Genomic DNA, 20,131 nt, shown 5'->3' on the forward strand with positions numbered 1-20,131 from the left:
CTCCCGTTGCTGCTCGGACCTCGATTCACTGGGTCTTTGATCGTTCGGGGGCCACGTTGATGCATGAGAGCTGGCGGCCGGGAGCCTTCTCCTCGAGCGCGGGCTCGATGCGCGCGCAATCAGCAGTCGCCATCGGACAGCGCGTGTGCAGGGCGCAACCCGAAGGCAGGTCGATCGGGCTTGGGATCTCGCCACTCAGCAAGAAGGGCGAGCGCCGCTGCGCGGGATCCGGATAGAGCACCGATGAGAGCAGCGCCCGGGAATAGGGGTGGCTCGGCGTCCGGAACAGTTCTTCGGTCTCGCCGACCTCGACAAGCTTGCCGAGATACATGATCGCGGTGCGATGGCACAGCCGGCGCACCGCGGTCAGATCATGCGAGATGAAGAGGTAGGACATGCCGAGTCGCTGCTGCAAGTCCCTGAGCAGGTTCAGGATGTCCGCGCGTACCGAGACATCGAGCGCCGAAGTCGGCTCGTCGAAAACCACCAGATCGGGCTGGGTCGCGATGGCGCGGGCGATGCCGACCCGCTGCAGCTCGCCCGCGCTCATTTGATGCGGATAGAGGCTGGCCGCGTCCCGGCTGAGCCCGACCAGCTGGAGAAGGTCAGCGACGCGCGCCTTGCGGTCGCCCCGTGTCATGTCGGTCGTCAGCGAGAGCGGCTCCTCGATCGCGGCGCTGAGGCTCTGGCGAGGGTCCAAGCTGTCGAAGGGGTCCTGGAAGACCATCTGCAGCTTGGCGCGCAGCTTCCGCAACCCGGTCCCTGCCAGCTTGCTGATCTCCTGCCCCTTGAACCAGAGCGTGCCAGAGGTAGGCTCGATCAGCCGCAGGACACAGCGGCCGACGGTCGACTTGCCCGAGCCGCTCTCGCCGACGAGCCCAACGGCCTCGCCACGGCCAATGGCGAACGAGATGTCGTTGACCGCCGTCAGGACGCGGCCGTCGCGCACCGGAAAACGCTTCATCAGGTCGCGCACTTCCAGGAGCGGCTCCGAGGCAGAAGGGAGTGGATGTTCCGGCTGCGGCTCGGTGCGAAGCAGCACCGGCGAGGCGCCGCTGCTGGCGAGATCGGCGTCCCGGGCAGCGGCGGCGGCGTGCAGCAGCTTTCGGCTGTAGACGTTCTGCGGCGTGGCGAAGAACCGGCGGACCTCTGCCTCCTCGACAATGCGTCCGGCATTCATGACGACGACCCGCTCGCAGTAGTTGGCGACAACGCCGAGGTCCCGCGACACGACGAGCAGGCCGGAATTGAGCTTCCGCACGGCGTTGCGCATGAGATCGAGGATTTGCACCGAGACAGTTACATCGAGGCCGCTCGTCGGCTCGTCGACGATCAGGAGCTTCGGCGCATTCGCGATCGCGAGCGCCAGGATCACCCGCTGGCACATGCCGCCGCTAAGCTCGTGCGGGTAGGCCTGCAGCCTGAGGACGGGATCGGGGATGTTGACCGATTTCAGCAACTCGGCGGCGGCGGCGAGGGCGGCAGCGTGCGGGATCGGCCGGTGCGCGCGGATGACATCGGACAGCTGCCGCCCGATGGTCAGGATGGGATTGAGATGTTGCCGCGGGTTGGAGAGAGCCAGCGCCAGCTCCTTGCCGCGCAGCGCCGCAAGTCGCCTCTCATCCTGCTCGAGCAAGTTCTCGCCGCGCAACAGCACCTGGCCGCCGAGCACCTGCCAGGGCGGCTGCAGAAGCCGCAGGATCGCGGCGAGCAGGATCGACTTGCCGCTTCCCGACTCGCCGACGACGCCGAGAACCTCGCCGTCGGCGACGCTGAGGCTCACCCCGCTCAGCACCGCGCGCGTGGTCCGGTCACCAACGAAGGCAACGGTCAAGTCCCGAACTTCGAGGAGCGTTGTCACCAGCTACCTTCGACTGGTGGGGTCGAGAAAGACACGAAGATTGTCGCCGAACACCGAGAAAGCAAGCACGGTCACGGCAAGCACCAGGCCTGGCATGAGCGCCGTCCACCACTGCCCGGTCATCATGTTCTGCGCGCCGACCTTGATCATCAGCCCCAGTTCGGGGGTGGGCGGCGGCACGCCGGCGCCGACAAAGCTGAGGCCCGCGGTCAGCAGGATGGAAAAGCCGATCGTCGTCGAGAAATGGACCAGCGCCGGGGCGATCGAATTCGGCATGACATGCACGAAGGCGGCTCGCAGCTTGCTGTTGCCGGCGCAGATGGCGGCCTCGACGAAGGTTCGCGAGCGCACTTGCAGAACCGCTCCCCGGGTAAGGCGCAAGAAGAAGGGAATGTTGAGAAAGGCAAGGGCCATGATGACGTTCCGCGTGCTCGGCCCGCTGAACCCGACCAGCGCCAGGGCGAACACGAAGAGCGGGAAAGCCTGGAAAATATCGGCGGCCCGCATGATTGCGCCGCTGAAGAACCTGGCGATTGCCGTGCCTTCTGCGAAGAAGCCCGAGAGCACGCCCAGCGCCACGCCGCAGGCGAAGGCCACAGCGGTCGAGACCAGCGCTATGGTCAGGTCGACGCGCGGCGCCGCGAGGACTCGCGAGAAGATGTCCATCCCCGAGACGTCGGTGCCAAACCAATGCGTGGCGTTGGGCGGGGTCAGGCTGGCGCCGACCGGCGCCTGAACAGGAAAAGGCGCAATCAGCGGGCCGATGAGCGCCAAAGCCAGATTGACCGCGATGACCACGAATCCGAAGATCATGCTGGGCCGGGTCCGCGCGAAGCGCCAAAGCTCGCTGTCGAGAAAATGGCTCACGGGTCAGACCGAAATCCGTGGGTCGAGGAGATAGTAGACGATGTCCACGATCAGGAACACGAGGGTCGTGAACACGGCCATGATCAGCACCACCGCCTGTATGGGCGCATAATCCGAGTTGATGACGGACTCGACAGCGTATTGCCCGAGACCGCCCCACGCGAAGATGGTCTCGACCAGGACGGCGCCGCCGAGCAGGAACCAGCAGACGATGCCGGTGACGGTCACGACAGGAGGCAGCGCGTTGCGCAGAGCGTATCGCAGCTGCGTCCAACGTGACAGCCCGCTCGCCTTGGCCTGCAACATGAAACGCGCGTCAAGCATCTCCTCCATCGACGAGCGGGCGGTCTTGAGCACCAGGGGCATGTAGACGATCACCAGGGTCGCGAGCGGCAGCACGATGTTGCCGGCGGCCGACCAGAAGACTTCCCAGTTGCCGGACAATGCCGCGTCGACGATGTAGGCGCCCGTGATGTGATCGGGGCTAGGCACGCCGAAATCGAGCTGGCCGACCGGCGGTGGTGCCCATTGCAGAGCGAAGAAGAACACCAGGATCAGCAGGAGGCCGATCCAGAAATCCGGCAGCGAGCCGGCAAGCATGCCGTAGACAAAGACCAGCCGATCGGCGATGCCGCCTCGGTTCACGGCGACCGCGACGCCGAGGGGCACGCCGATCAGCACGGAAACCACGACGGCGCCGATCACCAGCTCGAGCGTCGCCGGCAGGCGCTGCTGGATATCCAGCAGCACGGGCTGCGATGTCCGCCAGGACACGCCGAAATCTCCCGTCAGGGTTCGCTTCAAATAGCCGGCGTACTGCGTGAGCAGCGGCTGATCGAGGCCCAGGCTGCTGCGCACTTCGCCGATCCGCTCCACCGTGGCGTACGGCCCGGCCAGCATGTAGGTGGGATCGCCCGGCAGCAGCCGGATCAGGAAAAAGACCATCACCGAGACCGCCAACAGCTGCGGAACCGCAAACAGGACCCGCTTGCCGGCGAAGACGATGAATCGCTTCATGAACGAACTGCTCCGGTGCGCCTGCAAGTGCGCCTGCGCAACCCCGTTTCCCTGTCCCAGGGCGGCGCGGTCACAACGTTCAGGCCTTGTAAAGCCATTCGAAATGTAAATTGTTGTCTGGATACCAGTGGAAATTTGTCCACTCTTTCTTCAAGGCCTCGCGCCATCCTGGCTCGACCAGGAAGATCCAAGGCACTTCCTCGGCCGCGAGCTCCTGAACGCGAAGATCCATCTTCGTCCGCTCCTCGCCCAGCGGCATCTGCATCATGTCGGTCACCAGCCGGTTGAACTCGGGATGGTTGAAATAGACCGAGTTGTTGACGGTGGTCTCGGGATTGCCGAGGTAGACCCAGCCGGTATAGCCAGTATCGGCGATCCACGGCCACTGGAAGTTGTCGACCTGGCACATGAGCTGACGCTTGACCTTGCGCTCCGAGTAGACCGCAGCAGGCAGCGGATCGAGCGTGGTGCGAATGCCGACCGAGTCGTAGGCCGCCTTGATGAGGACCGCTGCCTCGGACATCTCCTCGATCGAGTTGTCGAAGGAAAGCTTCAGATCAAAACCATTCGGATAGCCTGCCTCGGCAAGCAGGGCCTTCGCACGGGCAGGGTCGCGCTTGTAGACCCAGAAGCGATCCGTGTAGTTGGGAAAGATCGCCGGCGTGATGCTTTTGATGGGGGTTCCCTGGTTGAAATAGACCTTCTCGCGGATCTCGTCGTACGGCGTCGCCCAGGCCATGGCCTGCCGCACTTTTGTCTTGGCCATGATTTCGTTGGTCGCGACCGGGCCGATGTACGGAATGAAGTTCGCCCGGGCGCGGACGATCTGCACAGCCGGGTTCTTCGCCAGCGCCTGCAGGCTGCGCTCGGGAAGGCGCATGGCGTAGTCGAGCGCGCCGCGTTCGATGAGCGCCATCCGGGTGGCGGCGTCGGGCACGACACGAATGAGGATGCGCTTGATCGGCGGCTTCGGCTGATAGTTCTCGTTGCGCGTGAGCTCCATCTCCTGGCCGGGAATGTTCTTCACGATGTGGTAGGGACCGAACCCGGCGTCGTTGCTCTTGAGCCAGTTTTTGGCCCACGGATCGCCCGCGGTGGCGTGCTTTTTGGCTTCTGTCGCGTCGAACGGCCCCCCGTAGTAGCTCATGGCCATCAGCTTCAGGATGACGGGAGAGGGTTTCTGCAAGTGAAAGCGTACAGTGTATTTGTCGATTACCTCGATATCGTCGGGCTTGTCGAGGAACATCGCCTTGGCAAAGAAGTAGCGCACCGCCTTCATCTCGAAGGCCCGTTGCCAGGTCCACGTTATGTCAGCGGAAGTCATTTCGTTGCCGGCCCAGCTCTTGATCCCGGGCCTGATATGGAAGGTCCAGGTCTTGAAATCCGCGCTGCCCTCCCATTTGTCCACCCAGCGACCGATCACGCCCTCATTGCCCGGCGCACCCATGTCGGCGACGCATACCCCAGGCGACTGACCGGAAACCGGCTTGTACTGCATGAAGTCGCCGCCATAGGTCAGGGCCATCAGGTTCTCCACCTCCATCGTGAAGGCGACCTCGTCGATCGCCGGCGGACTCGCCGCGTAGGCCGCGGTGAAGGTGTAGTCCATCTTCGATTTATCGGCCGGCACGGTCTCACAGCTGTCGGCGGCCGCGGCCTGGTTCAGGGCGGCAAGAAACGGCGAAAGCGCCACGCCGCCCATCCCCGCCCCGGCGTATTTCAGAAATGCCCTGCGCTCCACCTCAGTCGCAAGCGGTGAGTTCGGGAAAGCACGGTCCTTCTGCCCTTTCATGATCTTGTCCTTCCCTGTAGCTCGGATGAAGGGTCCTGCGTCTGGGCGTGCCCACGGAAGGCGCGTTGGCGGGGCCGCCTACAGCACGTTCTTGGCGGATCTTGCTGGCAGCAGCCAATTCGCCATGCGACGGTCCACCCGTTCGCAGCGTGCTCATCGGCAGGTCGGCGTCGGCGAACAACAACGTCATGCATCGTCCGTTGAACGATCCGCAAAATCAGCGGAGCGGCGGTTATCGATGTCGGTCATAAGGCAACGTATCATAGACAGACTCGGCTACTGCCGCTCAATAACTTTTTGGCCGCTGATACACCCGTCATCCCGAGCGCTCCTTCGACAAGCTCGGGAGAGGGGGCTCCTGCGAGGGACGCGCGATGCGCCATTCGCGATGTCCTCTCCTGAGCCTGTCGAAAGGGCGCTCGGGATGACGGTCACGACTACTTTGACCGATGGCCGGCACTCACCGTATGTCGCTGCCTTCCGGGCCGTCTGATCGCTCGTCGCGTTCTGATCGGTCGCGAAGGGCGCGGCTGCTACCACCTTCTGCCCGCTGACGGGCGCGGTTCCACCATCGCCGGAGGCGGCGGAGCCTGGGCAGGGGGTGGCTGCGGGCTGAACCAGAGATCGAACTGCACCCCGGCGATCAGCCCGTGCATCAGCAGCGCGGCGGCCTCGGGCAGAAGACCGTGGCCGGCCATCAAGTCGGCGCTGGTGAGGTTCTTGGCGGCACCGCCGCGCAGCAGGTAGACATAGCCGCCTTTCACCGGGAACGTGATGCCAGTGATGAACTGCAGGAAGCCGTTGACGCTGACCTGCGCCTTCGTCTCGCAGAACGCCTCCTCGAGGTATCGCCAGAGCGAGGAGTACGCCATTGATTTGTGCCGGCTCTCGATACGGAACCGCCGCAGCAGGTAGAGCCTCGGGGCGAAAAGCCGATGGCCGAGCTCGTGCGCCAGGGCCAGCGCCTGATCCTTGGTGCTGCCCTGGATGGAGACCTTGATGTCGCCCCAGAGCGCGGTGATGCCCCTGCCGGGCGCCAGGCTCGCATCGGGGATGATCTCCGGCGCGTAGCGCCAGCCGCCGGTATAGGGCAGCGCCTCGATCCTGGGCCGCGGCGCGAGGTACGTGTTGGGCGCACGACGGAGCAGCCAGGCCATCACGCCGGCAATGCCGATGATGGCGATCGCCTTGGCGAGGTGGTCGGCGTCGTCGTCGAGATCGGCCGGCGTGCGGGCGTTGTAGGTCCGGTCGGCGAAGCCATAGAGCTCGTTGATGCCGGAGAAAACGGCCATCCCGACGCAGAGAATGCCGCTGGCGAACAGGACGGCATCGATGATCTGGCCGGCGCCGAAGGCGTGCGAGACGATCCAGGCGAGGATGACGCCGGCCATGATGGCGAGCGACTGCGGGGAGATGGCGGCGCGCAACTGCTCGGCCGCATCGGGTCCCACTTTCGGCAGGCTGCGCCAGAACACGTCCTCCAGCCGCTTCTCGAACGGCCAGGATGCGACATTTTCCATGATAGTTCCCCCCAACCATGACAAAAGCGTGCGTTCAATCAGTTGGCGCGATCATAGCGAGCTCGGCCCGCGCGATCTTGGACTGGCGCGACAATCGAGTAGGACTGGAACGGTCTGGACAGGGCGTGGCGCAATGGCCGCCGCGCTGATACGTCCGTCATCCCGAACGCCCCTTCAACAGGCTCAGGAGAAGGATCGCTTGCGCGGGACGCACGGTGCGCCGTTCGCGGGAGATCCCTCGCTGCGCTCGGGATGACGGCAGCGACCCACCTTCATCGAAGCCGGAGCTAGCGCCTGACGCCGCCAAGCGTCAGCCCGGCCAGCATCCAGCGACGCAGCGCGAAGAAGATCACCACCGGCGGCAGGGCGTAGACGATCGCCGTGGCCATCATGTAGTTCCAGGGTGCCTCGTCGGCGTCGAAGAACTGCGCGATCGCCACCGCCACTGTCATCTTGCGTTCCGAGGTGAGCAGAATGTACTGGTAGATGTACTCGTTCCAGGCGAGCAGCAGCGCAAACATGCCGACCGCCGCCAATGCCGGCGCCATCAGCGGCAGGTAGAGATGGCGGTAGATCTGCCAGGGCGTGGCGCCGTCGGTTTGCGCCGCCTCGTCGAGTTCCCTGGGAATGAGCTTCGCGTATTGGTGCAGGATCAGGATGGCGTAGGGCGTGGTGAAGGTCACGTCGGCGGCGATGACCGCCCAGAGGGAATCCGACAGGCCGTAGATACGCATGATGCGGTAGAACGGGATCACCAGGAAGGACGCCGGGACGGCATAGGTGAGAACCGGGAAGTTGCCCAGCAGCCAGCCGCGCGCCAGCCCCATGCGGCCGAGCGCGAAGGCGGTCAGCGAGCCGATCGCGAGCGTGATCAGCATGGTCGCGAGCGCAATGAACAGGCTGTTGGCGAACTTCAGCCAGAAGTGCTGCAGGTACCAGTAGTCGCCGGTCAGCACGACACGGAAGGCATCGAGCGTGGGCTCGGCTGGCCAGATGATCCCGGCATATTCGGTGTCGCCCTCTTCGTCGAGCGCGATCAGCAGCATGTTGTAGGTCGGCAGCAGCGACCAGACCAGCAGCACCAGGCCCAGCGCCCACACCACGACGTCAGCAAGGAGCCTGCGCCGCTGGCGCGGGCGCCGGGATGAGCGCCGCCACACTGCCGCGGGCAGGCCGGATCGGGGCGCGGCAAGGCTCACAGCTGCACCTCGCCCAGGTGCAGGCGGCGCATCAGGATCAGCGCCAGCGGCACCAGCACGGGAACGGCCGACATCACGGCGGCCACGCCGAGCTCCGGCTGCGCGGCGTCGAAGGCATAGTGCATGCCCAGCGTCGCCAGCACGTCGCTGGTCCTGGCCGGCGCGCCCATGGACACCAGGAGCACGGTGGTGTAGTCGCCCACCGTCCACAGCGTCGCGAGCAGGGTGCACACGACATAGATGTTGGCGAGAAGCGGGAACACGACGTGCAGGAAAAGGCGCACGCCCACCGCACCGTCGATCGCCGCCGCCTCGCAGATCTCCTGCGGGATCGCCAGCCGGCCGGCGATGAACACCAGGGTCCAGAAGGGCAGCCATTTCCAGATGTAGGCGATGGTGTTCGAGCCCAGCGCCAGCCAGGAATTGTTGAACCAGATCGGGCCTTGAAGGCCGAAAAGCTCGCGCAGGAGGGAATCAACCAGGCCCTGCTCGCCGATCAGCATCCAGTGGAAGGAGATGAACGCCGGCACGGCGGGCAGCGCCCAGCACAGCAGGAAGATCGCGAGCAGCACCCGCACCCACCACTGCCGGCGCAGGAAGAAGCCCGACAGCAGCAGGGCGCTGAACATCATGACGTTCACGCCGAAGCCGACATAGAGGAGGGTGTTGATCGCGGTCCTCGCATAGCGCGGCTCGGCGACCAGCTCGCCATAGAGGGCGGGGTCGCGCGCCATCCAGAGCCCATAGCCCACGGGAAAGACGACGAAGGCGGCGAAGACGGCGGCATAGGGCACGAGAAAGGCAAAAGCCCAGGCGCGCTCGGCACCCTGCAGGCGCCGCCCGGGTGGATGCCTCCCGATCCTGGAGCCGGCGGCCTGCGTACGGCCTGCGCTGCTCACGCCCGCCCCGTCGCGGCGCTCAGCCCTTGACCCCGCCCATGGTGAGGCCGGCGGACATGCGGCGGCGGAACACGTAGTAGATCGCGACCGGCGGAATCGCATACACGATCGCGGTCGCCATCATGTAGTTCCAGGGGGCCTCGTCGCTGTTGAGGAACTGGGCCAGCGCCACCGGCACGCTCATGCTGTGCTTCGAGGACAGCAGCAGGAACTGATAGAGATACTCGTTCCACGCCAGCAGCAGCGCATAGGTGCCGACCGCGACCAGCGCCGGCGCCATCAGCGGCAGGTAGATCTTCCAGTAGACCTGGAAGGGCGAGGCCCCGTCGATCCGCGCCGCCTCGTCGAGCTCGATCGGAATGCTGACGCCATACTGCTGGAAGATGAAGATCGCGTAGGGCGTCGCGAAGGTGACCTCGGCGGCGATCACCGACCACAGATTGTTGGTCAGGCCGTAGATCTGCATGATCCGATAGAACGGAATCGCCAGGAACGAGGCGGGGATCACATAGGTCAAAAGCGCCATGTTGCTGAGCAGCCAGCCATAGCGAACGCGCATCCGGCCGATCGCGAAGCTCGCCAGCGAGCCGATCACCAGGGTGAAGAACACGGTGCCGACGCCGATATAGAAGCTGTTGGCGAACTGGTGCCAGAACTCCTCGAGGTACCAGTAGCCCTGGGTGATGACGATCCAGAAGCTGTCGAGCGACGGCCTGGCGGGCCAGATCGTTTCGGTGAACACGTCGCCCTTCGACTCGAGGGACACCATGAAGATGTTGTAGACTGGAACCAGCGTCCAGATCAGCACCAGGACGGCGATGCCCAGGGCTCCCGTCTCCTTCCACCGGCGAAGCCGCCGGGCGCGCCGCCCACGCTCCGTCGGGGCGCGCACCGCGGCTGTGGCGAGGGTGGGGCCGGCGTCGTTGACGGCGACGGTCATAGCGTCACCTCGGTCGTGCGCAGCTTGCGCATCAGGATCAGCACCAGCGGGATCATGAGCGGCAGCGCCGTCAGCACGGCCGCCACGCCGAGCTCGGGCCGCGCGACCTCGAAGGCGTCACGGATGCCGAGCGTGGCCAGCACATGGGTGGAAAGCGCCGGCCCGCCGCCCGAGACGAAATACACCGAGTTGAAGTCGCCCAGCGTGAAGATCGTCGAGAGCAGCGTGCACACGAGGTAGAGGTTGGCGAGCAGCGGGAAGGTGACGTGCGTGAACCGCGTCATGCCCGTGGCGCCGTCCACCTCGGCCGCCTCGTAGAGCTCCTGGGGGATCGCCATGCGGCCGGCCAGCAGGATCACGGTCCAGAACGGCATCCACTTCCAGATGTGCGACGTGATGACGGCTCCCAGCGCCAGCCAGCGCGACGTATCGAGCCAGCCCGGCCCGTTGATGCCGAAGACGGTCCACAGGAAATTGTTGAGCAGACCCCATTCGCCGTTGAGCATCCAGTGGATCGAGATGAACGACGGCAGCGCCGGCATCGCCCAGGGCAGCACGAAGACGAGCAGCAGCGCCTTGACCCACCAGCCGCGCCGCATGAAGAAGCCCGACAGCAGCAGCGCGCCGAACATCTTCAGGTTCACGCCGATGCCCACATAGAGGATCGTGTTCACGATCGTGCGCTGATAGATCGGATCCTCGGCCAGCTCGGCATAGAGGCCCGGCTCGTGCCCCAGCCAGGCGCCAAAGGCGACCGGATAGGCGACGAAGGCCAGGAACAGGGCGATGTAGGGAACCGTGAAGGCAACCGCCCAGGCGTATTCCGAGCCCTGCAGGCCGCCCCGCCATATCCGCTGCAACGGCGGCCGGGACCTGACAAGGAGCTCGGCGCCGTCGAGGGTCTCAGTGCTCATGATGACCCCTCAGCTTCGTGCAACCGGGTATTTGGCGAGGATCGTGCCGATGCGCTTCAACGCCTTGTCGGCCGCCGCCTGCACCGTCATGCCGTCCTTGACGATGTCGGCCACCGCGATGCCCCAGATCTGCTGCGCGTTGACTTCGGCGTAGCCGGGATTGAAGCACGGATAGTTGGGCACGGTCGGGTCGATCATGGCCTCGGTGGCGTAGGCCGTGCGATGAGGATCCTCCTTGAGCCAGAACGGATCCTGCTGCACCAGGTGCGGCATCGGCGGCAGCCAGCGCCCCAGCCCGGTCTTCAGGTACAGGTTCACGTTGTCCGGCTGGATCACATATTTCAGGAAATCCTTGGCGGCCGCGACGTTCTTCGCGCTCTTGGCGATGAAGGCGCCGGCCGCGCCGAGCTCGGCCCGCATCGGCTGGCCGGCGTTGTCGTTCGGCAGCTTCAACGTGATGGCGTCGTTGTACTTCTCCTTGTCGTGGAACATCGCCACCTCGGTCGAGATGGTGCCGTCGAGATCCATCACGATCTGCTTGGCGTGGAAGGCGTTGTTGTCGTCCGCGTCGCTCCAGCTCAGCGCCCCCGGCGGCACGTAGCCTTCCTTGTAGGACGTGGTGATGTAGCCGAGCGACTTGATCACGGCCTCCCTCACCTTGGGATCGTCGAGATGCCCCTGGCCGTCCGGCGTGACGATGTCGTTGCCGCCGTTGGCGATCAGGAAGTGGTGGAAGGTGTTGTTGCCGTCGGCCGGCCCGTTGGTGGTCGGCTGCAGGCCGTGAACGTAGACGTTGCGCTGGGTCTCGCGCAGCTTCTTCTGCATCGGCTTGAAGAAATCCCAGAACGCGTCCCAGGTCCCGGGCGCGTCGGCCAGCTTGAAGCCGGCCTTCTCGACCATCGAGTTCCAGACGTGGAACGGCAGCACGGCGCATTTGATCGGCACGTAGGTGTAGCCGCGTCGCTTGGTGACGTTGTTGTAGTAGCTGGAGGCCAGCAGGGCCGTGGGATGGAAGTGAACCTTCTGGGTCTCGACGACATCGGTCACGTCGACCAGCTTGTCGTTCCAGGTGTTCTGCGGCACGACCGCCTGGTCGGCGATGTCGTGGAACATGATGTCGGGCGTATCGCCGCTGGTCAGCCCCGCGACGATCTTCTGCATCGCCGGCCCGAACGGGATCAGGCTGAACTCGATCCTGTTGCCGCTCGTCTTCTCGTAGGCCGCCACCAGGTTCTTGAACGCCTCGTCTTCCTCCTTGACGAAGCCCTGGACCCACAGGACGCTTACCGTCCTGGCCTGCGCGTTGGCGATATAGGGGCTGGCGAATGCTCCCGCCGCCGCCAGTCCTGCCGATCCGCGAAGAACCGAACGCCTGCCGAGCGTGCTCATCGTCTGCCTCCCAAGCTCATCGCCGGAACGCTTCGGACGCAACGTTGGTGCTGGTGCGGCATCACGCGACAAGCGCCTGGCCGCCTTGCCACCCGTGTAGGGGCGCTTCATTTTGTTGACCTGGACGTTACGCAAGAAATGAACGGCAGTCGTGTGAAATAGATGAGGCAGTATCTTTATACAGTCAGCAATACTGTCATAAGTTCGCGCGCCGACTTGGGAAGTAGAATTCTGCTCACGACCAACAAATATGTCGGATGTCAGACATTCGTCAGGATGGCCGTCCGACAATCGGGATCTGAACGGCATCAAACTGCCGCGGCCGTGGTGAGCTGCATCGGTTTCGCGTCGATCATCTCCCGGAAAGATCGGAGATAGAGGAGAAGGTCATGGAAACGCGCCGGGTCAGGGCCAATGGGATCGAGCTTGCCTGTCTCGAGGCTGGAAGCGGGCCGACCGTCATCCTGGTTCACGGATTTCCAGACAACGCTCGAACCTGGAGCCGCCAGATTCCCGCCCTGGCGGCGGCGGGCTTCCATGTGGTGGCGCCGTTTCTGCGCGGCTACCCACCCACCGAGATCCCCGCCCAGGGATACTATGATCGCGCTACCCTGGCGCTCGATCTGAAGGAATTGATCGTCGCCCTGGGCGGCGGCGAGCCCGCGTTCCTCGTGGGCCAGGACTGGGGCGCCGGGATCACCTACGCCGTCGCCGCCGCTTTTCCTGAATTGGTCCGCCGCGCCGTGGTGATGGCGGTCGCCCATCCGGCTGAGATGCGGCGAACGCTGCTCGCCTCGCCGCAGCACATCCACCGCTCGTTCCACTGGTGGTTCTTCCAGCTGGCGGCGCTGCCGGAGGCCGCCATTGCCGCGAACGACTTCGCCTTCGTGGACTACCTCTGGAGCTACTGGTCGCCGGGGCACGAGGACGCCGCGCACCTCGCTGACGTCAAGCAGATGCTTGCGCTTCCTGGCGCGCTGTCGGCAGCGCTGGCCTACTACCGGGCATTGTTCGATCCCGCGAACGCCGATCCGGCCCTGGCCGAGCTCAGGGACGCCAGCAACCGGCCGATCGCCGTGCCGACACTGGCGCTGTGCGGCTCCAACGACCTTCGCGGTGAAATGCTCGCGCGTCAGAAGGAGTTCTTCAGGGGCCCCTACGAATGGCGAATAGTCGAGGGATGCGGCCATTTTCTGCATCGGGAGCGGCCGGCCGAGATAACGCGCCTGGTCGTGGAATGGCTGCAACGGGACCCGTGAGCTTCGTCGTGGACCTGCGGCTCCGGACCTCGAGCGCTTCTGCGGCCACCGCGCCGCAGGGCGATCGCATATGGCGTTGGCGACAGCCTTGTCATCCTGAGCGAAGCGAAGGATCCCTTGAACCATTGGCCCGCGCGGAGCCATCAACGACGCAAGATGCGGGCTTCTTTGACGGTCCGTGCGGATCGACGGCTCAAGAGATCCTTCGCTTCGCTCAGGATGACAGAAGCCCTATTCGATCGCCCTGCGCCCGCCGGGAGTGGCGGCACCGGCCGCCGCTCCCGGCGGGATCGCCGGTCTATTCGGCGGCAATCGGCTGCATCGTGCCGCCCTGGCCCTGGCGCGCGAACACGAAGCCCTCATAGCCCTTGTCGGCGATCTCGGCACACTTCCGGCGATAGCCGCTGACGCCTTCGGGGCCGAGATACGGCAGGAAGCGGCGCGCCTTGCCGTCGATGTTGGCGCCCATGTACCAGGAGTTGGCGCCGGGCATCAGGGTCGAGCTGACGATCTCCGCGACATGGGCGCCCCACGCATCCTGCGCCTGCGCCGTCGCCTCGATGGTCGAAAGCTTGTTGCGTCGCATGTGGGCGATGCATTCGGTGATCCACTCGACGTGCTGCTCGATCGACACCGGCATGTTCGACAGCACCGAGGGGCTTTGCGGGCCCGTGATCGTGAACAGGTTCGGGTAGCCGGCTATGGCCACGCCGAGATAGGTCTGCGGGCCAAGCTCCCACTCCTGCGCCAGCATCCTGCCGCCGCGCCCCTTGATGCCGAGCTTCTTCAGCGGGCCCGTCAACGCGTCGAAGCCGGTGGCGACCACGATGATGTCGAGCGGATGCTCCTTGCCGCCGGCGCGAATGCCGGTCGGCGTGATTTCCTCGATCGGGCCATCGGTGCTCGCATCCACCAGCAGCACGTTCTTCTTGTTGAAGGTTTCGAAATAGTTGGTGTCCAGCGGCTGGCGCTTGGTGCCATAGGGATAGTTCTTCGGGGTCAGCTTCTCGGCCACCACAGGATCGTTGACGGTCGAGCGGATCTTGCGCTTGAGGTAGTCGGCAATGACATCGTTCGCCTCCTTGGAGAAGAACATGTCCTGGTAGTTGGCCAGCCAGAATGCGAAGCCGCCGGCGTCCCACATCCTGTCGAACTCCTGCTCCCGCTCCTCCGGCGTGGTGTCGAGCACCGCCTTCGGCAGGAAGCTGAGCTCGAAGCCGAAGAACGAGTCCTTGATGCGCTGGCGAATTCCCTCGTAATCGGCCTTGCGTGCCTTGGTGACCTCGGGATCGACGCGGCCGTTGCGCGCCGGCACGCAGAAGGCCGGCGTGCGCTGGAAGACCGTCAGGTGCTTGGCCTGCTGCGCGATCTCCGGGATGGCCTGCACCGCGGTGGCGCCGGTGCCTATGACGCCGACCCGCCTGGCGGTGAAGTCGACGCCGTCGTGCGGCCACTGGCTGGTATGATACCACTTGCCCTTGAATGTCTCCAAACCCTTGAACGGCGGCGTGTTGGCGGCCGACAGCGCGCCGACCGCGGTGATGACGAAGCGCGCCGTAGCGACGTCGCCCTTGTCGGTGCGCACTGTCCAAAGCTCGGTGCTGTCATCGAAGGCCATCCCGACGACGCGTTTTCCGAACTGGATGTCCGGCTTGAGGTCGAAGCGTTCGGCGCAATGCTCCAGGTAGCGCAGGATCTCGTCCTGCTCGGGATAGCGCTCCGACCAGGTCCATTCCTGGAGCAGGTTCTTGTCGAACGTGTAGCAGTAGATGTAGCTGTCGGAGTCGCAGCGCGCGCCGGGATAGCGGTTCCAGTACCAGGTGCCGCCGACGCCGTCGCCGGCCTCGAACACGGTCGCGTTCATGTCGAGCTTGTCGCGCAGCGAATGGAGCATGTACATGCCGGAGAACCCGGCGCCGATGATGATGGCATCGAAATCGGCTTTCGCGCCTGCCCCTGGCGCGCTGCCTTGCGCAGTGGTCATGGTGCACCTCCTGTTTTGAGCGCTCCTTTGCAGCCTTGTCCTGGTTTCCCTGTCGCTGATCCAAGGCGAATTCCGCTGACGGCAGGCGGGACGATCGCCTGCCTGGCGGCATCATGCCGCCGCGCGGGCCTCGCCGGTCGCGTAGGTGGCCGTCTCAAGCTCCAGATAACCGCCGAACGAAACCGGGTCGCCGAAAGGCAGGATCTGCGTCGCCCAGTATCCGCCGAACCCGTTCTTTCGATCGATCCAGTAGAACGTGTTGGCGAGCCCGGCCCAGCCGATGGCGCCGGCCGGCCTGCCGGTCGGCGCGGCCTCGTCGTTGACCATGAAGGTATAGGACCAGGATTTCTTCAGGCCGGGGAAGAACTCGGCATCGTTCGACAGCGTCGGGATGATGCCGGGCAGCATGACCACTGTCTGGTGGGCCTGCAGTCCGTTGCGGACGGCGGCCTCGACCGTCTCCTCCTTGAGCACGCGGCCATGCGGTCCCATTCCATCGCCCAGCCACAGGCGGATGAATTTCATATACTCGCCGATCGAGGCGTAGAGCCCATGGCCACCCATGTGGACTTCCGGATCAGGGGGCAGCTGCATATCGGGGAGGGGAGTCAGCGACCCATCGGCTTCACGCTGATGGATGACAGCAAGCCGCGACCGCATCGAGGCGGTCAGCGAGAAGGCGATGTCCTCCATGCCGAGCGGCGCGAAGATCCGCTCCTTCATCACGTCGCCGAGGCGCTTGCCGCGAATGCTCTCGACGATCTGGCCGCACCAGTCGATGTTGCTGCCGTATTCCCATTTGTCACCGGGATCGAACAGCAGGGGAGTCATCAATGAGGCCTTCGAGCAGGTCACCACGCTCGGCTGGCCATGCTCTTGCGCCATGCGCAAGTAGTTGGCGTTGAAGAAGTCGTAACCCAGGCCGGCCGTGTGCAGCATCAGCATGCGGGTGGTGATGTCGCGCTTCGGCGCCCGCAGCCTGGGCTTGCCACTCGCATCGAAGCCTTCGAGCACCTCGAGCTTGCCGATTTCAGGCACGTAGGTTCTGGCGGGGGCATCGAGGTCGAGCTTTCCTTCCTCGAGACATTGCAGGACCGCCGTGCCGGTGATCGCCTTTGTCGTCGAGAAGATGGCAAAGACGGTGTCGGTCGTCATCGCCTGGCCACCGCCAAGGACACGCTCGCCGGCAGCGCCCTCATAGATGTTGGCCGTGCCGCTGGTGATCATCGCCACGACGCCTGCAACGCGCGGCTTGCCGGTCACGACCTTCTGGAGGATCCCATCACATGCGCTTTTCAAGCCGTTACCCATTGGCGTCCTCCCGTTGAAGTAGGCCAGAATTGACCCTGCTTCTCGACAGGCCGTGGGCGGTCTACGTGGACGTCAATCGTCGTAGCGCGCTGAAAATCAGCTTCCAGTCCGATACCCCAACACCGGTTGGGAACGAAAGTCCGACCGCGTCCGTAGCAGCAGAGCGATTGGCACCTTGATCACGATATGGCTCCAGGTCCGTACGAATTTCGACCGAGCCTCGGGAAGATTAGACGCATTTCTCTTGATCGGCTACGCATTTCGCCTTCGGCATCGAGCCTGGATTTTTCTCGCCAAGGCATGTCAGCGATGCTGACCGGAGTGGACTACTGTGGAGGAACCGAGGCGGCGGATGATCTCCTCGGCGACCTGCCCGGCCGGCGGGCCGACATCGACGGTCAAGGGATCCTCATCGGCAGACGGTTCCTCGAGGGTATCGATCTGGCTTTGCAGCAGGCTCGCCGGCATGAAATGGCCGCTGCGTCCGGCCAGATGTTCGGCAATGACGTCGTGGCCACCGCGAAGGTAGACCAGCCGCACTTCAGGCCGATCGCCGATGATGATCCGACGATAGGACCGCTTGAGCGCGGAGCAGGTGATGATGCCCGGCTGCTTCCTGTCACGCTGGCCGTCGATCCAGGCAGCGACGCGCGCGAGCCAGGGCTGGCGGTCTTCGTCCGTCAGGGCGATTGCGGCGTGCATCTTCGCGACGTTCGACTCCGGATGCAGCGCGTCGCCCTCCTCGAACGCCCAGCCGAGACGCGCCGCCAGCTCCTGCGCGATCGTCGACTTGCCCGAGCCCGACACGCCCATGACCACGAGAACGGGCGGCTTCCCTCTGTGGACGTGAGCGCTGTCAAGGCGATGGACGCCATCCGGATCGGCGACGAAGACCATATGGGCGCGGCCGATGAAAAGGCCGCTCTCGACGACCCCGACGATGCGTCGGATGCGTTCCTCCAGCCGCGCCGGATCGGCGATCGCGACGAAGCTGCAGTCGATGATGCGATTGCCGCCGTCAGTGACGAAAGGATCCCCTGCTGACGTGAGCCGCAGGCGGGCACTGGCACCGAGCACCTCAAGGGATGCGCTGGTTGCTTCCAGCCCGAAGGGGACGACCTCGACCGGAACCGGTGTATTGGCGCCCAGGCGATCCACCAGCTTGGCTCCGTCGACGACGATCGCGAGGCGCCGGCTCGCAGCGGCGACGATCTTCTCGCGCAGCAAGGCACCGCCCAGACCCTTGATGAGATTGAGGGTGCCGCGTTCCACCTCGTCCGCGCCGTCGATCGTAAGGTCGATCTGCCGATGCTCGACGAACGACGTGAGCGGGATGCCCACGGCCCTGGCCTGGGCCGCCGTCCGTTCCGACGTAGGGATGCCGAGAAAGCGCAGGCCGTGGGCATGCCGCTGCGCCAGGGCCTCGACAGCGAAGGCCGCGGTCGAGCCCGTGCCGAGTCCGACGACCATGCCGTCCTCGACCAGCTCGACGGCGGCCGCCGCCGCGGCGCGCTTGAAGGCGTCCCGGCTGGCTTCTGGCGAGCGTGAGGTCGCGCTCATGACGTTGCCATGGGGATCTCCCCTGTCCGCTCACGCCAGCGGGCGCCAGGCGCGCCCATCGCGCGCAAGCAGCTCGTCTGCCGCCGCTGGACCGTCGCTGCCGGCCGCGTAGTTGGGAAAATCTTTCGCAGGATTGTGTGCCCAGGCGTCGAGGATGGGCTGCACCGCTCGCCAGCCTGCTTCGATGTTGTCGGCCCGCTGGAACAGCGTCGCATCGCCGATCATGCAGTCGTAGAGCAGCGTTTCGTAGCCCGTGTTGGGCGCCATGTCGAAATATGTCTTGTAGGCGAAGTCCATGCTCACATTGCCGAGGGTCACAGAGGGGCCGGGACGCTTGGCGGCGAACTCCAGCGCGATGCCCTCGTCAGGCTGGATGCGAAGGATCATCCAATTGGGGTTCATCCGCTCGACATCCGTGCCGCGGAAAAGTGTGTAGGGTGCCTGGTGGAAGCGCACGGCAATTTCCGTCCGACGGCGCCTCATGAACTTGCCGGTGCGCAGGTAGAACGGCACGCCGGCCCACCGCCAATTATCGATCTTCAGCTTCCAGGCAACGAAGGTCTCGGTGGTGGAGTCCGCAGCCACGTCGGGCTCGTGGCGGTAAGCCTGAGCCGGCTGACCAAGGACCGTGCCGGCGTCGTATTGCCCGCGCACGACCTCCCTCAACGCCCGTCGTGACGTCATCGGGCGCAGCGCCTGGATGACTTCGGCCTTCTTGTCCCGCACGGCATCGGCATCGAAGGAGATCGGTGGCTCCATTGCCGTCATGGCCAGCAGCTGGAAGACGTGGTTGGGCACCATGTCGCGCAGCGCGCCTGTCACCTCGTAGAATTTGCCGCGGCGCTCGACGCCGACGGTCTCCGCCGCCGTGATCTGGATATGGTCGATATGCTGGCGGTTCCACAGCGGCTCGAACAGACCGTTCGCAAATCGCAGCGCCATGATGTTCTGGACCGTTTCCTTGCCGAGGAAGTGGTCCATGCGATAGATCTGGTGTTCCTGGAGCGTCTCCAGGATCGAGGCATTGAGGGCCTTGGCTGAAGGCAGATCATGCCCGAACGGCTTCTCGATGACGACACGCCGCCATTGGCCCTCGGCCTCGCTCACCAGGCCCGCCGATCCCAGGGCCGCCACCACGACGCTGAAGAAGCGATCGGCGACCGCCAAGTAGAACAGGTGGTTGCCTGCCGTGCCGGCGGCCTTGTCGAGGCCTGCGAGATGCTCGCCCAGTCTCCTGTAGGTGGTCGGCTCCGTCAGGTCGCCCTGCAGATAGGTCATGCGGCCGGTCAGCCATCGCCAGGCAGCCTCATCAATATGATCCGCCTCGAATTCGCCGCCGCCATGGGCGACGAACCCCTTCATCGCCTCGCCGAGGTCCGTGCGCCATTCCTCCGCGGTCCTGGCGACGCGATCAACGCCGACCAGCTGAAATCCTGCCGGCAAGCGCCTGGCACTCACCAGATTGTAGAGCGCCGGAACGACCAGGCGCTTCGTCAGGTCGCCGGCGGCGCCGAAAATCACCATGGCGCAGGGCGGCGCAACCGCAACCGTGCCGGCTTTGGCCGAAGCATTGGCCTGGGCTGGGCGGTCCTGCCTGTTCGACATGCCTTCCTCCTGCC

General features: G+C 64.9%; 15 protein-coding genes. 1 reads left to right on the plus strand and 14 read right to left on the minus strand.

Annotated elements, in window-relative coordinates:
* Positions 1 to 25: 25 nt before the first annotated feature.
* From FHP25_RS07330 to FHP25_RS07375, 10 genes are all read right to left on the minus strand, one after another.
* Positions 26 to 1,861: a dipeptide ABC transporter ATP-binding protein gene (locus FHP25_RS07330; RefSeq protein WP_178133358.1), complete on the minus strand. Its 1,836-nt coding sequence runs from the start codon at positions 1,859 to 1,861 to the stop codon at positions 26 to 28.
* 3 nt (positions 1,862 to 1,864) lie between these two features.
* Positions 1,865 to 2,728 carry an ABC transporter permease gene (locus FHP25_RS07335; protein ID WP_147846266.1) on the minus strand — a complete coding sequence of 288 codons (864 nt, stop codon included), beginning with the start codon at positions 2,726 to 2,728 and terminating at the stop codon, positions 1,865 to 1,867.
* A gap of 3 nt (positions 2,729 to 2,731) precedes the next feature.
* Positions 2,732 to 3,745 (minus strand): ABC transporter permease, encoded by a 1,014-nt coding sequence (locus FHP25_RS07340; RefSeq protein ID WP_147846267.1) that lies wholly within the window; start codon positions 3,743 to 3,745, stop codon positions 2,732 to 2,734.
* A 79-nt stretch (positions 3,746 to 3,824) separates the two neighbouring features.
* The gene (locus FHP25_RS07345; protein ID WP_147846268.1) at positions 3,825 to 5,537 is read right to left on the minus strand and encodes an ABC transporter substrate-binding protein; all 1,713 of its coding nucleotides are present in this window, start codon (positions 5,535 to 5,537) and stop codon (positions 3,825 to 3,827) included.
* Between the two features lie 533 nt (positions 5,538 to 6,070).
* The gene (locus FHP25_RS07350; protein ID WP_147846269.1) at positions 6,071 to 7,057 is read right to left on the minus strand and encodes a hypothetical protein; all 987 of its coding nucleotides are present in this window, start codon (positions 7,055 to 7,057) and stop codon (positions 6,071 to 6,073) included.
* Positions 7,058 to 7,344: 287 nt separating this feature from the next.
* Positions 7,345 to 8,160, minus strand: a complete 816-nt coding sequence (locus FHP25_RS07355) for a carbohydrate ABC transporter permease (RefSeq protein ID WP_147846270.1) — start codon at positions 8,158 to 8,160, stop codon at positions 7,345 to 7,347.
* Between the two features lie 92 nt (positions 8,161 to 8,252).
* Complete coding sequence (locus tag FHP25_RS07360) at positions 8,253 to 9,155, minus strand: carbohydrate ABC transporter permease (RefSeq protein ID WP_178133359.1); 903 nt, start codon at positions 9,153 to 9,155, stop codon at positions 8,253 to 8,255.
* Between the two features lie 19 nt (positions 9,156 to 9,174).
* Complete coding sequence (locus tag FHP25_RS07365; RefSeq protein ID WP_147846272.1) at positions 9,175 to 10,095, minus strand: carbohydrate ABC transporter permease; 921 nt, start codon at positions 10,093 to 10,095, stop codon at positions 9,175 to 9,177.
* On the minus strand, positions 10,092 to 11,009 hold the full coding sequence (locus FHP25_RS07370; protein ID WP_147846273.1) for a carbohydrate ABC transporter permease: 918 nt from the start codon (positions 11,007 to 11,009) through the stop codon (positions 10,092 to 10,094). Before FHP25_RS07370 ends, FHP25_RS07365 begins: the two co-directional genes overlap by 4 nt.
* Before the next feature lie 9 nt (positions 11,010 to 11,018).
* The gene (locus FHP25_RS07375; RefSeq protein ID WP_178133360.1) at positions 11,019 to 12,398 is read right to left on the minus strand and encodes an ABC transporter substrate-binding protein; all 1,380 of its coding nucleotides are present in this window, start codon (positions 12,396 to 12,398) and stop codon (positions 11,019 to 11,021) included.
* Between the two features lie 389 nt (positions 12,399 to 12,787).
* Between FHP25_RS07375 and FHP25_RS07380 the strand changes: the two genes are divergently transcribed.
* Positions 12,788 to 13,657: an alpha/beta fold hydrolase gene (locus tag FHP25_RS07380; protein ID WP_147846275.1), complete on the plus strand. Its 870-nt coding sequence runs from the start codon at positions 12,788 to 12,790 to the stop codon at positions 13,655 to 13,657.
* 298 nt (positions 13,658 to 13,955) lie between these two features.
* Here FHP25_RS07380 and FHP25_RS07385 read toward each other — a convergent pair whose 3' ends face one another.
* The 4 genes from FHP25_RS07385 to zwf all read right to left on the minus strand — a co-directional run bounded on the left by FHP25_RS07385 (position 13,956) and on the right by zwf (position 20,036).
* Positions 13,956 to 15,641 (minus strand): flavin-containing monooxygenase, encoded by a 1,686-nt coding sequence (locus tag FHP25_RS07385; protein ID WP_147846276.1) that lies wholly within the window; start codon positions 15,639 to 15,641, stop codon positions 13,956 to 13,958.
* 111 nt (positions 15,642 to 15,752) lie between these two features.
* On the minus strand, positions 15,753 to 16,952 hold the full coding sequence (locus FHP25_RS07390) for a serine hydrolase domain-containing protein (RefSeq protein ID WP_147846277.1): 1,200 nt from the start codon (positions 16,950 to 16,952) through the stop codon (positions 15,753 to 15,755).
* A gap of 303 nt (positions 16,953 to 17,255) precedes the next feature.
* Complete coding sequence (rpiA, locus tag FHP25_RS42435) at positions 17,256 to 18,512, minus strand: ribose-5-phosphate isomerase RpiA (RefSeq protein WP_147846278.1); 1,257 nt, start codon at positions 18,510 to 18,512, stop codon at positions 17,256 to 17,258.
* A gap of 30 nt (positions 18,513 to 18,542) precedes the next feature.
* Positions 18,543 to 20,036, minus strand: coding sequence for a glucose-6-phosphate dehydrogenase (zwf, locus tag FHP25_RS07400; RefSeq protein WP_231712240.1), 1,494 nt, complete (start codon positions 20,034 to 20,036; stop codon positions 18,543 to 18,545).
* Positions 20,037 to 20,131: the final 95 nt, after the last annotated feature.

Source organism: Vineibacter terrae (genome assembly GCF_008039615.1).
Lineage (GTDB): Bacteria > Pseudomonadota > Alphaproteobacteria > Reyranellales > Reyranellaceae > Vineibacter > Vineibacter terrae.

Coding starts and splice junctions, on each gene's coding strand:
- FHP25_RS07340 (WP_147846267.1), bottom strand. CDS start 3,745: ATGAAGCGATTCATCGTCTTCGCCGGCAAGCGGGTCCTGTTTGCGGTT.
- FHP25_RS07345 (WP_147846268.1), bottom strand. CDS start 5,537: ATGAAAGGGCAGAAGGACCGTGCTTTCCCGAACTCACCGCTTGCGACT.
- FHP25_RS07350 (WP_147846269.1), bottom strand. CDS start 7,057: ATGGAAAATGTCGCATCCTGGCCGTTCGAGAAGCGGCTGGAGGACGTG.
- FHP25_RS07365 (WP_147846272.1), bottom strand. CDS start 10,095: ATGACCGTCGCCGTCAACGACGCCGGCCCCACCCTCGCCACAGCCGCG.
- FHP25_RS07370 (WP_147846273.1), bottom strand. CDS start 11,009: ATGAGCACTGAGACCCTCGACGGCGCCGAGCTCCTTGTCAGGTCCCGG.
- FHP25_RS07375 (WP_178133360.1), bottom strand. CDS start 12,398: ATGAGCACGCTCGGCAGGCGTTCGGTTCTTCGCGGATCGGCAGGACTG.
- FHP25_RS07380 (WP_147846275.1), top strand. CDS start 12,788: ATGGAAACGCGCCGGGTCAGGGCCAATGGGATCGAGCTTGCCTGTCTC.
- FHP25_RS07385 (WP_147846276.1), bottom strand. CDS start 15,641: ATGACCACTGCGCAAGGCAGCGCGCCAGGGGCAGGCGCGAAAGCCGAT.
- FHP25_RS07390 (WP_147846277.1), bottom strand. CDS start 16,952: ATGGGTAACGGCTTGAAAAGCGCATGTGATGGGATCCTCCAGAAGGTC.
- rpiA (WP_147846278.1), bottom strand. CDS start 18,512: ATGAGCGCGACCTCACGCTCGCCAGAAGCCAGCCGGGACGCCTTCAAG.
- zwf (WP_231712240.1), bottom strand. CDS start 20,036: ATGGTGATTTTCGGCGCCGCCGGCGACCTGACGAAGCGCCTGGTCGTT.